General features: G+C 74.3%; 11 protein-coding genes and 4 pseudogenes. 10 read left to right on the top strand and 5 right to left on the bottom strand.

The features are described from left to right. Window positions 1-9 precede the first annotated feature (9 nt). On the bottom strand, window positions 10-1,020 hold the full coding sequence (gene ligD / locus VE614_RS09490; RefSeq protein WP_324934668.1) for a non-homologous end-joining DNA ligase: 1,011 nt from the start codon (window positions 1,018-1,020) through the stop codon (window positions 10-12). A 73-nt stretch (window positions 1,021-1,093) separates the two neighbouring features. Between ligD and VE614_RS09485 the strand changes: the two genes are divergently transcribed. Then, a complete protein-coding gene (locus tag VE614_RS09485; RefSeq protein ID WP_324934666.1) occupies window positions 1,094-2,161 on the top strand; it encodes an ATP-dependent DNA ligase in 1,068 nt (355 codons plus the stop codon). A gap of 46 nt (window positions 2,162-2,207) precedes the next feature. Here VE614_RS09485 and VE614_RS09480 read toward each other — a convergent pair whose 3' ends face one another. Beyond that, window positions 2,208-3,398 (bottom strand): zinc-dependent alcohol dehydrogenase, encoded by a 1,191-nt coding sequence (locus VE614_RS09480; RefSeq protein WP_324934664.1) that lies wholly within the window; start codon window positions 3,396-3,398, stop codon window positions 2,208-2,210. Between the two features lie 200 nt (window positions 3,399-3,598). Between VE614_RS09480 and VE614_RS09475 the strand changes: the two genes are divergently transcribed. Further along, on the top strand, window positions 3,599-4,618 hold the full coding sequence (locus tag VE614_RS09475) for a DUF3048 domain-containing protein (protein WP_324934662.1): 1,020 nt from the start codon (window positions 3,599-3,601) through the stop codon (window positions 4,616-4,618). Window positions 4,619-4,651: 33 nt separating this feature from the next. Here VE614_RS09475 and VE614_RS09470 read toward each other — a convergent pair. After that, a pseudogene (locus VE614_RS09470) lies at window positions 4,652-4,918 on the bottom strand (MarR family winged helix-turn-helix transcriptional regulator); the annotation flags it as partial. Between VE614_RS09470 and VE614_RS09465 the strand changes: the two are divergent. From VE614_RS09465 to VE614_RS09455, 3 pseudogenes are all read left to right on the top strand, one after another. Beyond that, window positions 4,909-5,178: pseudogene (locus VE614_RS09465) on the top strand (protocatechuate 3,4-dioxygenase subunit alpha); the annotation flags it as partial. The pseudogenes VE614_RS09470 and VE614_RS09465 overlap by 10 nt on opposite strands. Next, window positions 5,178-5,442 (top strand): annotated as a pseudogene (locus VE614_RS09460) (3-carboxy-cis,cis-muconate cycloisomerase); the annotation flags it as partial. The pseudogenes VE614_RS09465 and VE614_RS09460, both read left to right, overlap by 1 nt. Next, window positions 5,443-5,784, top strand: a pseudogene (locus tag VE614_RS09455) (carboxymuconolactone decarboxylase family protein); the annotation flags it as partial. Between the two features lie 43 nt (window positions 5,785-5,827). Here the strand turns inward: VE614_RS09455 and VE614_RS09450 are convergent. Beyond that, complete coding sequence (locus VE614_RS09450) at window positions 5,828-8,506, bottom strand: ATP-binding protein (RefSeq protein ID WP_324934660.1); 2,679 nt, start codon at window positions 8,504-8,506, stop codon at window positions 5,828-5,830. 195 nt (window positions 8,507-8,701) lie between these two features. Here VE614_RS09450 and VE614_RS09445 point away from each other — a divergent pair, with 195 nt between their 5' ends. The 3 genes from VE614_RS09445 (at window position 8,702) to VE614_RS09435 (ending at window position 12,348) form a co-directional block, all read left to right on the top strand. Beyond that, on the top strand, window positions 8,702-10,006 hold the full coding sequence (locus VE614_RS09445; protein ID WP_324934658.1) for an MFS transporter: 1,305 nt from the start codon (window positions 8,702-8,704) through the stop codon (window positions 10,004-10,006). 4 nt (window positions 10,007-10,010) lie between these two features. Beyond that, a complete protein-coding gene (locus VE614_RS09440) occupies window positions 10,011-11,186 on the top strand; it encodes an anhydro-N-acetylmuramic acid kinase (RefSeq protein WP_324934656.1) in 1,176 nt (391 codons plus the stop codon). 76 nt (window positions 11,187-11,262) lie between these two features. Continuing rightward, window positions 11,263-12,348, top strand: a complete 1,086-nt coding sequence (locus VE614_RS09435; RefSeq protein ID WP_324934655.1) for a DUF2510 domain-containing protein — start codon at window positions 11,263-11,265, stop codon at window positions 12,346-12,348. 157 nt (window positions 12,349-12,505) lie between these two features. On the opposite strand, the gene VE614_RS09430 is transcribed toward VE614_RS09435, so the two are convergent. Continuing rightward, window positions 12,506-13,120, bottom strand: coding sequence for a TetR/AcrR family transcriptional regulator (locus VE614_RS09430; RefSeq protein ID WP_324934653.1), 615 nt, complete (start codon window positions 13,118-13,120; stop codon window positions 12,506-12,508). 183 nt (window positions 13,121-13,303) lie between these two features. Here VE614_RS09430 and VE614_RS09425 point away from each other — a divergent pair, with 183 nt between their 5' ends. Continuing rightward, entirely contained in the window at window positions 13,304-14,203 is a 900-nt protein-coding gene (locus VE614_RS09425) for a phosphatase PAP2 family protein (protein ID WP_324934650.1), read from the top strand. After that, complete coding sequence (locus VE614_RS09420; protein WP_324934649.1) at window positions 14,200-15,135, top strand: hypothetical protein; 936 nt, start codon at window positions 14,200-14,202, stop codon at window positions 15,133-15,135. Before VE614_RS09425 ends, VE614_RS09420 begins: the two co-directional genes overlap by 4 nt. The last annotated feature ends 3 nt before the right edge of the window (window positions 15,136-15,138 follow it).

Raw genomic sequence — 15,138 nt, 5'->3', positions numbered from 1 at the left:
CCAGGCGGGTCAGGCCTTCTTCGCCCTGCTCGGCTGTACCCGCTTGGGCTCCCCCGGCATCTTCGGATACTCGGGCGGGTACGGCAGATCGCCGAGGCCGTGGTCGTGCTCGTCGCGGCGGGCGAGGTCGAGCAGGGCGTCCAGCGAGTAGCGCCGCTCGTCCATGTCCGCGTGCACGTCGCCGGCCTCGGCGAAGCGCGCGGGCATGGTCACGAGGTCGAAGTCCCGGGGGTGCGCGACGCCGACCTCCTCCCAGCGCAGCGGCGCGGAGACGGGGGCGTGCGGGCGGGGCCGTACGGAGTAGGCGGAGGCGATGGTCCGGTCCCGGGCCGTCTGGTTGTAGTCGATGAAGATCTTCCGCCCCCGCTCCTCCTTCCACCACTTGATGGTCACCCGCTCCGGCATCCGCCGTTCCATCTCCCGTCCGACGGCGATGGCGGCGCGCCGGACCTGGGTGAAGGTCCAGCGCGGCTCGATGGGCACGAAGACGTGCAGCCCGCGCCCGCCGGAGGTCTTCGGGAACCCGCGCAGCCCGCCGAACTCGTCCAGTACCGCGCGTAGTTCGTGGGCGGCGCGGGCCGCGTCGTCGTAGTCGGTGCCGGGCTGCGGGTCGAGGTCGATGCGGAGTTCGTCGGGGCGGTCGACGTCGTCGCGGCGTACCGGCCACGGGTGGAAGGTGAGGGTGCCGTACTGGGCGGCCCACACCACCGCCGCCTCCTCGGTGGGGCACATCTCGTCGGCGGTGCGTCCGCTGGGGAAGGTGATGTGGGCGGTGGGGATCCAGTCGGGCATGCTCTTGGGCGCCCGCTTCTGGTAGAACCACTCGCCGGTCACCCCGTCGGGGTAGCGCTCCAGGGTGGTGGGCCGGTTCCGCAGGGCGCGCAGGATGCCCGGGCCGACGGCGATGTAGTACCGGGCGAGGTCCAGCTTGGTGAAGCCGCGTTCCGGAAAGAAGACCTTGTCCGGGTTGGTCAGCCGCACGGTCCGGCCGCCCGCCTCGAGTTCCACCGCTTCGCCCATGCAGCCACGGTAGACATACCTCAGTCTCCTCGCATACCGGGCATCACTGGCTGTATGCGCGCAGAATCGGACTATGGATCTGCCGGTCATGCCTCCCGTGAAGCCGATGCTCGCCAAGTCCGTTGCGAAGATCCCGCCGGGTATGCAGTACGAGGCGAAGTGGGACGGGTTCCGGGCGATCGTGTTCCGCGACGGCGCAGAGGTCGAGCTGGGCAGCCGTACCGGCAAGCCGCTGACCAGGTATTTTCCCGAGCTGGCAGCGGCGCTCGCGGAGCGGTTGCCGGAGCGGTGCGTGCTGGACGGGGAGATCGTGATCGCGCGGGAGGGGCGGCTGGACTTCGACGCGCTGACCGAGCGCATCCACCCGGCGGACTCCCGGGTGCGAATGCTGGCGCAGAAGACGCCGTCCTCCTTCGTCGCCTTCGATCTGCTGGCCCTGGACGGTGAGTCGCTGCTGGACGTGCCTCTGGTGGACCGGCGGGCACTGCTGGTCAGGGCGCTGGACGCGGTGACGCCCCCCGTCCATGTGGCGCCGGCGACGACCGACATCGAGGTGGCGCGGCAGTGGTTCGAGCAGTACGAGGGCGCGGGCCTGGACGGGGTGATCGCCAAGCCGCTGAATCTGCGCTATCTCCAGGACGAGCGCGCCATGTTCAAGGTCAAGCACGAGCGGACGGCGGACGTGGTCGTGGCGGGCTACCGCTTCCACAAGAGCGGGCCGGTGGTCGGCTCGCTGCTGCTCGGGCTCCACGACGACCGGGGCGTCCTCCAGCACGTGGGCGTGTCGGCGGCGTTCTCGATGAAGCAGCGGGCGGAGCTGGTGGCCGAGCTGGAGCCGCTGCGGATGGCGGAGGTCCAGGGGCATCCCTGGGCGGCCTGGGCGGAGGAGGCCGCGCACGAGTCGGCGCGGCTGCCCGGCGCGCCGAGCCGGTGGTCGGGCAAGAAGGACCTGTCATGGGTGCCGCTGCGGCCCGAGCGGGTCGCGGAGGTGGCGTACGACCACATGGAGAACGGGGCCAGGTTCCGGCACACGGCCCGGTTCCGCCGCTGGCGCCCCGACCGGACGCCGGAGAGCTGCACCTACGCCCAGCTGGAGGAGCCGGTGCGGTACGACCTCGCGGAGATCTTCGGCGAGAAGTGACCCCGCCGGCGGCGGCCCCCACGCACTCGGTGGCCGCCCCACCCGGTCACGGCCGCATCAGCACCTTCACCGCGCCCTCGCGCTTGCGCTGGAACATCTCGTAGGCGTGCGGGGCGTCGTCCAGCGGCACCCGGTGGGTGGCGAAGTCGTCGACGCCGAGCGGGTCCTCGTCGGTGAGGTAGGGAATGATCTCGTCGGTCCAGCGCCGTACGTTGGCCTGCCCCATGCGGATCTGGAGCTGCTTGTCGAAGAGGGTGAGCATCGGCAGCGGATCAGCCATGCCACCGTACACGCCGACGAGGGACAGGGTGCCGCCGCGGCGGACCAGGTCGATCGCGGTGTGCAGGGCGGCGAGCCGGTCGACGCTGAAGCGCTCCGCCAGCGGGGCGCCGATGGCCCGGGGCAGCAGGGCGGCGGCCTGCTGGGTGAGCTTGGCGGCGGCGCTGCCGTGCGCCTCGGTGCCGACCGCGTCGATCACGGCGTCGGGGCCGCGCCCGTCGGTCTCGTCGCGGATGGCGGCGACCAGTTCCTTCTGGCTGTCGAAGCTCTTCAGGTCGTACGTCTCCACGCCGCGCGCGCGGGCCCGCTCCAGCCGCTCGGGGACCAGGTCGACGCCGAACACCCGCCCGGCGCCGCGTACCTGGGCGACCCGGCAGGCCATGTCGCCGATGGGTCCGAGGCCGAGCACGGCGACGCTGCCGCCTTCGGGGATGTCGGCGTAGGCGACCGCCTGCCAGGCGGTGGGCAGCACGTCGGAGAGGTAGACGAAGCGGTCGTCGGGCGGGCCCTCGGGGACCTTGATCGGGCCGAACTGGGCCTGCGGGACCCGCAGGTACTCGGCCTGGGCGCCGGGGACCGCTCCGTACAGGCGGGTGTAGCCGAACAGGGCGGCGCCCATGCCCTCGCCGCTGACCTGGGTGGTCTCGCACTGGGTCGGCAGCGCGTTGAGGCACATCCAGCAGTTGCCGCAGGCGATCTGGAACGGAACGACGACCCGGTCGCCGGCCCTCAGGTCCGGCACTCCGGCGCCGACCTCCTCGACGATGCCCATCGGTTCGTGGCCGAGGATGTCACCCGGCGTCATGAACGGGGTGAGCACCTCGTACAGGTGCAGGTCGGAGCCGCACAGTCCCGTGGAGGTGACGCGGATGATCGCGTCGGTCGGCTCCTCGATCCGTGGATCGGGCACGGTCTCCACGCTGATCTTCCGCTTGCCCTGCCATGTCACTGCCCTCATCGTCCGCGCTCCCTCTCTCGCGCCCCGGGGGCCTGTCCTGCGGTGGCGCGCCCCGGGTACCCGGACGGAGTGCACCGAACCGTGCGCCTGCGCCGATCGGTGTAATCCGCACGGGCCACACGAGCCATCGGCCGGGATGATCCACGGAACTTCTTAAATGATCGAATATAGCCATCAATGTCCGGATAGGCGCACAATCGATGACACGGACTGAACGGGTGGCGACGGTGGGCACAGCACGAAGAGCACGCCGGGGGCGCGCCGGCACGACGGCGGCCCTGCTGGCGGTGGCGATGACGGCCACCCTGGCGGCGGGCTGCGCCACCGGCGGCGACGGCCCCTCCCGCGACGGCCGGGGACCGGACCAGGAGTCGGCGGACACAGGCAGGGAACAGACCCGGGCGGCCGACACGTCGGTGCTCGCCGTGAAGATCGACAACGCCCCCCGGGCCCGCCCGCACACCGGGCTGAACGCGGCGGACGTCGTCTACGTCGAGCAGGTCGAGGGCGGACTGAGCCGGCTGATGGCGGTCTACGCGACCCGGCTGCCGAAGGTCGTGGGCCCGGTGCGCAGCGCCCGGGAGACCGATCTGGAGCTGCTGCGCCAGTTCGACGGGCCGACACTCGCCTTCTCCGGGGCGCAGCGCAAGCTGCTGCCACTGATCGACGAGGCGCCGCTGCGCGCCGAACCGCCCGACCGGACGCCCGGCGCCTGGCTCCGGGGCGCCGGCCGGCCCGCACCGCACAACCTCTTCCTCCGCCCCGGCCCGCTCGTGTCCGCCGCGCCGGGCCCGGCCGCGCTGACCACCGGCTTCCGGTACGGCGCCGCGCCCACCGGGGGCACCGAGCTGGCCTCGCGGACCGTGGCGTACCCGTCGGCACGCTTCACCTTCACCTGGTCGGAGAGCCGGGACCGCTGGCTGGTGTCGATGGACGGCAAGGCCGCCACCACCACCGAGGCGGGCCGGGTGGCGCCCGCCACGGTCGTCGTGCAGTACGTGAAGCTGCGCCGGTCCGACTACTTCGACGCGCTCGGCAACAACACGCCGTTCACCGAGACGGTGGGCTCGGGCCGGGCCCAGGTGCTGCGCGACGGCAAGGTCCACGACGTGCGCTGGAAGCGGGCGACGGCGGCCGAGGGAACCGAGTTCACGACGCGTGACGGCGCTCCGGTGAATTTCGCCGACGGCCAGGTCTGGGTGGTCTTCGCCAAGGCCTGAGCACCGGGAGGCCGAGCGGGGACGAGGGGCGGCTCAGCGCTGGGCGGCCAGGGGCTCCGCGGGGTTGCGGAGCCCCTCCGCCGCGTCCGAGACCCGCTGGATGAGGCCGAGGAACAGGCTCTGCTCCTCGGCGGACAGCGGCCCGAGGAACACCTGGTTCATCCGTGCCGCGCGCACCGCCAGCCTGCGCTGGACGCGTTCGCCCTCCTCGGTGAGCCGCAGCAGGAAGCGGCGGCCGTCCTGCGGGTCGCGGACCTTGCCGAGCAGCCCCCGGGAGACGAGCCGGCCGATCACCTCGGCGCGACCCCGGCAGTGGCGGCTTCCTCGGCCGCAACGGCGTGGAGTTCACCGGCTGGGGCCGCGTCCAGACCGACGCGGGCGGCCACTGGTCGGCGCGCATCCTGCGACCGGGCGCGCGCGGGCGCAACGCGCCGTACCTCAGCGTGTGCGTCTTCGCGCGCGGTCTGCTGGTGCACCTGTTCACCCGGATCTACCTGCCCGGCGACGACACGGCGCCGCCCGCCGACCCGCTGCTGGCCCGGCTGGACGAGGCGCGCCGCGGGCGCTCGTCCTGGACGCGCGGGACCGGGTGAGCGCCGTACGGGACTCCCTGCCCGCCCAGCTCGGCGGCGCGGCGGGGACGCTGGCGGCCTTCGGGGCGTACGGTGCGGGCGATCCGACGGCACTGCCGACGGAGTACGCCCGCGAACTCGGCCTGCGAGCGCCCGGCCTGCCCCGGCACACCCTGCGGACGCCCGTCGCCGACCTCGCCGGGTGCCTGGCCTTCACGGCGGGCGCGCTCGGCAAGCTCGCCGTGGACGTGCGAGGTGCTGGGCGACGCCCACGTGGACCGGGCGCAGGAGCGGCAGACGCCGTTCACGGCCCGGTTCCAGGAGTTCATCTCCCGCTACGCGTGGGGCGAGATCTGGACCGATCCGACGCTCAGCCGCCGCGAGCGCAGCATGATCACGCTGACCGCGCTGGTCACGCACGGCCACTACGAGGAACTCGCGATGCCTGTGCGGGCCGCCCGCCGCAACGGGCTGACGCCCGAGGAGATCGGGGCGGTGCTGCTCCGGACAGCCGTGTACTGCGGCGTCCCCGCCGCCAACTCGGCGTTCGCCGCGGCCCAGCGGGTGCTGGCGGAGGAGGACACGGCGAACTGACCCCGCCGCGCACCCGGTGGCCCGCGCCTTCTCGCGCGGCCCGCTACCCCGTCAGCGTCGCGAGCGCCTGCTCCGCCTGACGGGCGAGCCCGTCCGCGCCGCACGAACGCGCCAGCGTCAGGCCGCGGTTGAGCTCCGCCGTGGAGCGCGCGGCGAGGCCGTGCTCGATCCGGGCGGCGGCGTGCTCGTACTGGCAGGGCGAGGCCTCCAGATAGGCGACCGCCTGGGCGGTCAGCCGCACCTGGCGCTGGCCCGTCTCCAGGTCGGCGGCGCAGCGCAGGGCCTCGCCGATGGCGGTGTCCGTGCCGAACCGCTCGGCCTGGCGGCGGGCGTCGGCGGCGAGCCGGGCGGCGCGGGCCGGGTCCTGCCCGGCGAGGGCACGGGCGAGGTCGACGGTCCAGGGCGCCAGCACCGGGTTGTGGCCGCCGCGCGCGGCGGCGGCCTTCTCGGCGGCCTCCAGCTCGTTGATCCCCTCCTCGGTCCGGCCCACCGCGAGCAGCAGCCGGCCGCGCACCGAGCGGATGTCGGGGAGCACGATGGTCGACGGGTAGGGCGGGGCGAAGCCGTACCGCTCGGCGATCGACCAGGCCTCCTCGACATGCCCGCGGGCGAGCAGCGTGTCGACCAGTCCGCACGTCGCCGACCAGTACAGGGGCAGCCCGCGTCCGACCCGCTCGGCGATGCGCAGGGACTCCCGCAGCATCTGCTCGGCGTCCTTGAGACGGCCCTGCCGGCGGAAGGCGAGCCCGAGGAAGGCATGGGCGAGGGCGAGGTGGCCACCGCTCCAGCCCGCCGAGGTGTAGGTGCGCAGCGCCTCGGCGAACAGGTTCTCGGCGCGGTCCAGCCGGTCGGTGCAGGCGTAGGAGCTGCCGAGCATCATCAGCAGCTCGACGCCCCACTCGGTGTCGGTCCAGCCGAGGCCCGGGGCGAGCCGGCCGTTGACGAGGGCGCGGTCGCAGGCCTCGACGACCTCCTCGGCGTTCTCGCCGTGCGTCATGGCGTCGAAGCCGCGCAGGATGAGCAGCGCCCGCTCGGAGTTGTCACGGCCGGTGCAGGCCGCGGCCAGTTCGGCGAGCCGCGCGGAGCGTCCTGGTGTGGCGGACTCTCCGGCGTAGATGCCCTCCCACATGTACTGCACGGCCCGCAGCCGCATCCGCGCGGGCCCCTCCTCGTGCCGGGCGGCCTCCGCCTCGACGGTGCGGACGGCCTGCTCCAGCTGGTCGTTGTGGAGCAGTGCCTGGGAGAGGCGGAAGACCGCGTCGACGCGCTCGGTGCCGTCCAGGCCGGGCAGGGCGAGCGCGGTTCGGAGGTGGTCGATGGTCTTGGCGGGCGCGGTGAGCAGGGTGGCGCAGCCCAGTTCGTAGTGGACGCACGCCTGCACCTCGGGCCGGGGCGGCTCCTGGAGGACGCGTTCCAGGCACTGGCGGGCCGCGTCGGGCGCGCCGACGGCGAGGTGTTCGCGGGCGGCCTCGCGCAGCTGGTCGACGAGTTCGGCGTCGTCGTCGGGGTGGACCTGGAGCAGGTGCCGGGAGGCGGCCGCCGCGCCGAGTCCGAGGTCGGTGACGATCCGGGCGGCGATGCCGTGCATGGCGCGGCGCAGCGCGTCGGGGATGGAGTGGTAGACGGCGGTGGCGATCAGCGGGTGGACGAACTCCAGGTCGCCGTCGGACGCCTGGCCGCCGGCCGGGTCGGGCGGGGTCAGGATGCGGGCACTGGTCAGCAGCTCGGCGCAGCGCCCGGCCTGCTCCGGGCTCATGGTGGTGAGCTTGGCCACCAGGTCGACGGTGATGCCGGTGCCGAGGATGGCGGCGGCCCACGCGAACCGGGTGGCGTCGATGCCCAGCCCTTCGAGGCGGGCGACGAGACCGCCGCCGCGGGCCGAACGGTTGAGGACGCGCAGTTCCCCGGCCGAGCCCTCGGTGGGTTCCAGTTCGCTGTCGAGCACCTTGGCGAGAAGTTCCACCGTCTCGTACGGGTTGCCCGCGGTGACCGCCCAGACCTCGCGGCAGAACGGGCCGTCGGCGTGCGCGCCGACGGTGGCGCGGGTCAGCCCGGCCACGGCGTCCGGGGTCAGCGCGCTGAGCGTGGTGACGGACTGGGCGGCCGTGGCGGCGATCGCGTCGAGATGGCGGGCGCGGGCGCCGGTGACGTCGCCGGGGCGGCGGGCCACCACGACCAGCACGGACGGATCGTGCAGCCGCTCGACGAACGCGGCCAGCCAGCGCAGGGTCTCCTGGTCGGCCCAGTGCGCGTCGTCGACCAGCAGGACCAGCGGCCAGTCCCGCCGGGCCAGCCGTCGTACCGCGGCGACCAGCCCGTCGCACACGCCCTGCGGGTCGGCCCGGCGGTCGCCGGGGTCCGCGATGCCCAGGGCGGGCCCGGCGATGTCGTACCAGTCACCGAGGTACTCGCGGGCCTCCTCGGGCAGCATCGTCACCAGCGCGGGCTGGAGCAGTTGCCGCACCACGTTGTAGGGCACGGACTTCAAAGTCTCGCCGCCGCGTGCCGACCACACCGCGCAGCCGCGCTCCTCGGCGATCCGGCGGGTCTCCGCGAGCAGCGCGGTCTTGCCGACTCCCGCCTCACCGCGGAAGACCAGCAGACTGCCGGAGGACGAGCGGTCGGCGCACAGGTGGTCGACGGCCCGCCGGATGGCGTCGAGTTCCCGGTCGCGCTCCCACAGGGAAGCCGAGGCGGCCGCCGTCGGCCGTACCTCCGTCATCCCGCTACCTCCCCAAGTCGCCCGAACGACGTACAGGGCGAGCGTAGCCGTCCAGGCCCCCCGGTGGTGGAGGGTCGGACGACCTCTTGCCGTCCGGGGTGGCGGTTGGTATGCCGGGGCGGAGCGCCTGCTGCTCAGGCCACCCCGGTGAAGGTCTCTTGACAGTCAACCGGCGCGGTGCGAAGGCTGGTTGGCATGGCCGAGGCACCGTCGCGGTCCCGCCGGGCGCTGATCGCGGGCTCGGTGGGCAACTTCATCGAGTGGTACGAGTTCGGCGTCTACGGCTACTTCGCCACGATCATCGCGGCGCGCTTCTTCACGCCGGAGGGCGGCAGCGAGATCGAGGGCCTGGTGCGCACCTACGCCTCGTTCGCGCTGGCGTTCTTCTTCCGGCCCGTCGGCGCGGCCCTGTTCGGGCGGCTCGGCGACCGGATCGGCCGGCGTCCGGTGCTGATCCTGGTCATCGTGCTGATGACGGCCGCGACGACACTGATCGGGGTCCTGCCGACCTACGCCACGGCCGGCGCCCTCGCGCCCTGGCTGCTCACCCTGCTGAGGGTCGTTCAGGGGCTGTCCGCAGGCGGCGAGTTCGGCGGCGCCGTGTCGGTGATGACGGAGTTCGCGCCGCCGGGGCGGCGGGGGCTGTACGGGGCGTGGCAGTCGTTCACGGTCGCGCTCGGCCTGCTGGGCGGGGCGGGCGTGGCCGCGCTGCTCGCCACCGTGCTGGACGAGAGCCGGCTCGGCGCGTGGGGCTGGCGGGTGCCGTTCCTGCTGGCGCTGCCGATGGGACTCGGCGCACTGTGGCTGCGGCTGCGGCTGGACGAGACCCCGGCGTTCCGGGCGGCGGAGGCGCTCGTCCGGCCGCCCGGGCGGGAGGTCGCGCGGGCGATCGCCCTCGGCGCGGGACGGATCATGGGCTGGGCGGCGGCCGGCTACACCTTCCTCGTCGTCCTCCCCTCCTATCTGCAGAGCACCCTCGACGCGAGCTTCCAGCAGGCACTCGTGGCGACCGTGCTGGCCAATCTCGGTTTCGCGGCGGCGATCCTCCCTGCGGGGCTGCTCAGCGACCGGCTCGGCCGGCGTCCGGTGATGCTGACCGGCGCGCTGCTGGTGGCAGCCCTCGCGATACCGCTGCTCAACGTCCTCCAGGACCCGGGCGTGTCGCTCGCCGTGAAGGGTGTGGCGGTGTCCGGGGCGGGCGCCGTGGTGGGGCTGATGGCGGGGCCGGGCCCGGCACTGCTCGCCGAGATGTTCCCGACGACCGTCCGCTACACCGGCTTGGGACTCGCCTACTCCCTCTCCAACGCGGTCTTCTCCGGCTGCGCCGGGCTCCTGATCACCGAGGTGGTGGAACGGACCGGGAACGCGGACGTCCCGGCGTACTACGCGGCGGGGGTGTGCGCGGTGAGCGCGGTGGCGTTGGGGGTGGGGACGGGGCGGATCGCCGTGGGCAGTGGACGGCCTGCGGGCGACCGTGTGCGATCGCCGGAAGGCGGGTGACCGTATGCGCGTGATCGGGCTGATGTCCGGCACGTCCTACGACGCGATCGACGCGGCGGCGGCCGATCTGGAGCCGGCCGGCGACCGTCTCGTGCTGCGGCCGCTCGGCATGGTGAGCGAACGCTACGACGACGAGTTGCGGGCGGCGCTCGCCGCGGCGCTCCCGCCCGGGACCTGCTCGCTCGCCGAGGTGTGCCGCCTGGACACCCGGATCGGTCAGGCCTTCGCGGCGGCGGCCGTCCGCGCGGACCGGGAACTGTGCGACGGGCGGGCGGACTTGGTGGCCTCGCACGGCCAGACCGTGTACCACTGGGCCGAGGCGGGCCGGGTGCACGGCACCCTGCAACTCGGGCAGCCCGCGTGGATCGCGGAGGCGACGGGCCTGCCGGTGGTCGCCGACTTCCGCCCCCGGGACATCGCCGCGGGCGGCCAGGGCGCACCGCTGGTCAGCCTGGTCGACCTGCTGTGGCTGCGTGGGCGCCCCGGCACCCCGGTCGCCCTCAATCTCGGCGGCATCGCCAACCTCACCGCGCCGGACGGCACCGCCTTCGACACCGGGCCCGGGTGCGCGCTGCTGGACGCGGCGGCCCGGGAGTTCGGCGGCGGGCGGCTGCCGTACGACGCGGAGGGCGCCCTCGCGGCCCGGGGCACCGTTCATCCGTTCCTGCTGCGGCGGCTGCTCGCGGAGCCGTACTACGCGCTGCCGCCGCCGAAGACGACCGGCAAGGAACTGTTCCACGCCGGTCATCTGGGCCGTGCGCTGTCCGGGCTGGGCGCGCTGCCCGCCGAGGACGTGCTCGCCACGCTGGCCCGGCTGACCGCCGAGACGGTCGCCGACGCCGTGCGGCGGGTCGGCGGCACGGAGGTGATCGCCTCGGGCGGCGGCACCCGCCACCCGGTGCTGATGCGGATGCTGCGCGAGCGGCTGGCGGGGGTGCCGGTGCGCACCTCGGACGGGCTGGGCCTGCCCGTGGCCGCGAAGGAGGCGTACTCCTTCGCCGTCCTGGGCTTTCTGACCGTGCACGGTCTGCCGGGCACGGTTCCGGCGAGCACCGGTGCCCGGCACCCCAGCGTTCTGGGTTCGGTGACGCCGGGCCGGAACGGGCTGCGGCTGCCGCCGTCGGGGCTGCGGGCGCCGGAGCGACTGGTGGTGCGGGAGCCGTGCGGCGGCGGTACGTAACGGTGTGTCCGGTATCGGCGGTGAACGGTCCGGTCCCTCTCATCCGGCTTTCACCGTCGCCTCTTACGGTGGGCTCATGACGCAGGTGACTCCCCCCGGGTGGTACCCCGACCCCGGGCAGACAAGTGACGGTCCCGCCACCGACCGCTGGTGGGACGGCAAGGCATGGACGGACCAGATCCGTCCCGCGGGGCCTGCCGCCGCCTGGGGTCCGCCGGCGGGGCCGCCTGCCGCGGGGGCGGGTCCGGCGTACGGCGCTCCGGTCGCTCCGCCGGGACCGGCAGGACAGCCCGGCCAGCCGGCGTATCCCGGCCAGCCGGGACATCCGGAACGGTCCGGGGCTTTCGGGCAGGCCGGCTTCCCGGTCTACCCGGCGCACCCGGGCTATCCCGGGTATCCGGTGCAGCCGCCGCCCACCTCGCGCCGTGGCCTGCGGACGGGAATCGCGGCCGCGGTGGCCGCGGCGGTCCTCGCGAGCATCGGGTTCGGCGTGTACACGCTGACCAAGGAGGACGGGGGCGGCACGAGCCGTGCCGACTCGCGGCAGGAGCGCGACGGCCGCGACGGCGGCTCCGGGGGCCCCGACGGCGATCAGTCGCCCGGCCCCGGCGAGCCGCAGGCGCCGGAGGTCGAGGGCGGCGGGACGCTCTCCGACACCGTGAACGGCATCAGCATGCCGGTGCCGGACGGCTGGACCGGGCAGGCGATGGAGGTCGGCGCGCAGATGACGTCCGACGACACCTACCCCTGCCCCGGCGAGACCTCCCAGACCTGTACCAAGGGCGGCGCGTACTCGGCGCCCGCCGAGTTGCTGGGCACCAGGGGCGGCACCGCGGAGGCCGTCGCGAAGGCGGACATCGCGGCCAACGCCAAGGAGTCCTACGGCGGCAGCTCGTACGGCGAGATCACCTCCCACCAGGTGCTGGCGTCGAAGGCGGTCACCGTGGCCGGGCAGAAGGGGTACCTGGTCCGCTGGAAGGCGGTCACCAGCAAGGGCGCCGACGGCCTGGTCCAGTCGCTCGCCTTCCCCTCCCCCGCCGACGGCGACCGGATCGTCGTGGTGCGCTGCGGGGTGGACGCCGACCAGAAGGTGTCCCTCCTCGACGAGATCACGGAGGGCATCGAGGCCGGCCCCGCCGCCGGCAACGGTCAGGACGTCTGAGCCGCCGGCCCCGGCCGGTACCGACACGTCGGCCGGGTGGGGCTCCTCTCCGCTCCGGAGGAACCCCACCCGGCCGGGTGCGCGCCGCCCCCGTCCCCACGGTGCGGCGCGGCCGGACCGGCCGTCCAGTCATCCCATGGACGGCGCGATCCGAGTCCTAGGTGAGGCCGAGCGCCGGGAGCACGGCGGCCTCCATGAACCGGACCAGGTAGTCCGGATCGGCGTAACGGCCCTCCAGGACCGGCCGGACCCGCAGTACGCCGAACAACTGCGCGGGGACGAACGGCAGCGCCGGGTTGTCCGCCGCGACCTCACCGCGCTCGACACCGCGGCGCAGGATCTCCTCCAGCGCGGCCATCTCGGGCTCGATCAGCGCCTCGCGCAGTGCGCCGGCCAGCTCCTTGTCCTGCGTCACCGCGTGGCCGAGCGCCTGGTGCAGCTTGGTGTCCTTCGCCGACCACACGGCGGCGCAGCGGGCGACCTCGCGCAGGTCCTCGGCGAGTGAGCCGGTGTCGATGCCCTCGAAGCGCACTCTGCGGCTGGAGCGCAGGGCCGCGGCAACGAACTGGGGTTTCGTCTTCCACTGCCGGTACAGCGTGGACTTGCTGCAGCGGGTGCTGGCGGCGACGCCCTCCATGGTGACGGCGTCGTAGCCGCACTCGCGGATCTGGTCCAGGACGGCGTCGAAGAACTCCTGCTCGCGCTCGGGCGTGAGCTTGGAGCGGCGCGAGGCGACGACCGGGTCCGGTCGGTCCGCGGCCTGCGACGTCATCGGCTCTTCTCCCTGGATGAGTGCGGGACTGCCTTTCGATACGCCAGTGTACCGGTACTCGAACGTATCGGTACACTGGCGTATCGGTACGCGGCCGTATCGATTACCTCGCCGCCCGCGCACCGGGAGCCACGGCTCCCCATGGACCACACGCACCACCACCGTCAGCGAAGGGGCCGGGGGATGAATGCCCGCACCGAGCCTGCGCCAGCGGAGCCGGGCAGCGCGACAGCGCGGCCGCCGCTCGTCAGGGAGTTCCTGCTCGTCGCAGGGCTCTTCCTCCTCTACAAGTCCGGCCGCCGGCTGGCGACCGGACACACCGACGCGGCCTTCGGCAACGCGCACCATGTGTGGGACCTGGAACGAGCCCTCCGGCTGCCCGGCGAAGGCGCCGTGCAGTCCCTGCTGCTGCACGGCGACCTCCTGGTCCGCGCCGCGAACACCTACTACGCGACCGTGCACTTCCCCGCCACCGCCGCCCTCCTGATCTGGCTGTACCTGCGCCGTCCCGGCCACTACCTGTGGGCACGCCGGGTGCTGGCGGCCGTGACCGCCGCGGCGCTCGTGCTGCATCTCACGTTTCCGCTGGCCCCGCCCCGGATGCTCACGGCGTCGGGGCTGATCGACACCGGGCGGGTGTACGGACCGTCGGTGTACGGGCCGCCGTCCACCGACACGCTCTCGAATCAGTTCGCGGCGATGCCCTCGCTGCACTTCGGCTGGGCGCTGATGGTCGCGATCGGGCTGATCGCCGCGACCCGCTCCCGCCTGCGGTGGCTGTGGCTGGCGCACCCGGGGCTGACCCTGCTGGTGATCGTGGGCACGGCGAACCACTACTGGCTCGACTCCCTCGTCGCCGCGGCCCTGCTCGGCCTGGCCCTCGCCGTGCTCCGCCCGCCGCTGCGCGCGGCCGGTCCGGCCGCCCGGCTCGACGCGCCCGCCGAGGCCGGGTCCCGGACCGGAACCGCTGGAACCGCCTCGACCGCCGTGGCCGTCTCCACGCCACCGGCCGGCCGCCCCGGGGCCGTACGGCCCGACAGCGTGCCCGCCGGGGCGAACGCCCTGGTGGAGGCGGGCCGATGAGCGCCATGGCCCTCGCTCTCGTGCTGTCGGTGTTCTCCGCCGTCGCCTACGCCGCCGCCGCGGTCGCCCAGGAGCGGCTGGCCGCGCGCAGCCCCGGCTCGGGGGTGCTGCGGCTGCTCGGCAGCGCCGCGTGGTGGGTCGCGGTGGCGCTGAACGCCACCGGCGCGCTGCTCCACGTCGTCGCCCTGAACTACGGGCCGCTGACCGTGGTGCAGCCACTGGGCGCGCTCACGCTGGTCGCGGCGGTGCCGCTGGGCGCGCGGATCGCCGGCCGGCGGGTCAGCGCGGCCGAGTGGCGGGGCACCGCGCTCACCCTCGCGGGCCTGGCCGCGGTCCTGGTCACGGCGTCCGGGCCGGCGCCCGACGATGTGCTCAGCGTCCCGGAGGCGCTGGGAGTCGCGGGGGTGACCGCGGTGCTGATCGGCTCGCTCGCCCGGCCCGGCGCCCGGCCCGGGCTGCGGCACGCCACCGCGTCCGGGATCGCCTCCGGTGTCGCCTCCGCGCTCACCCAGACCGTGACGGTCGCCGCCACGGACCGGTCAGGACCGGTGCTCGACGTGCAGGTGATCGCCGTCGCGCTGCTCGTCGCGGCGCTCGCCACCGGCGGGCTGCTGCTGTCGCAGGCCGGTTACCGGGGCGGCCTGGGCGCGCCGCTGGCGATGGTGACCCTGGCCAACCCGGTGGCCGCCGCGGTGATCGGCCTCTCCCTGCTCGGCGAACGCCTCCAGGGCGGTCCCGCGGGGGTGCTCCTGGCACTGGCGGGCGCGGCGCTCGCGGCCTGGGGCGTGGTGCTGCTGGCGCGTACGGCACCTCGGCAGGCGCCCGCACCCGCGACCGAGCCCGAGGCGGCCCTGACCGCCCTGCCCCGGGCCGAGCCGTCCCTGGTGCCCCGGCAGCCGCAGCCCGACCCGGGGCATCTGACCCCGCTCTGAGCG

Source organism: Streptomyces sp., assembly GCF_035645055.1.
Lineage (GTDB): Bacteria > Actinomycetota > Actinomycetes > Streptomycetales > Streptomycetaceae > Streptomyces.
Note: the sequence above shows the minus strand (reverse complement) of the source record. Positions and strands in the feature narration are given on the sequence as shown.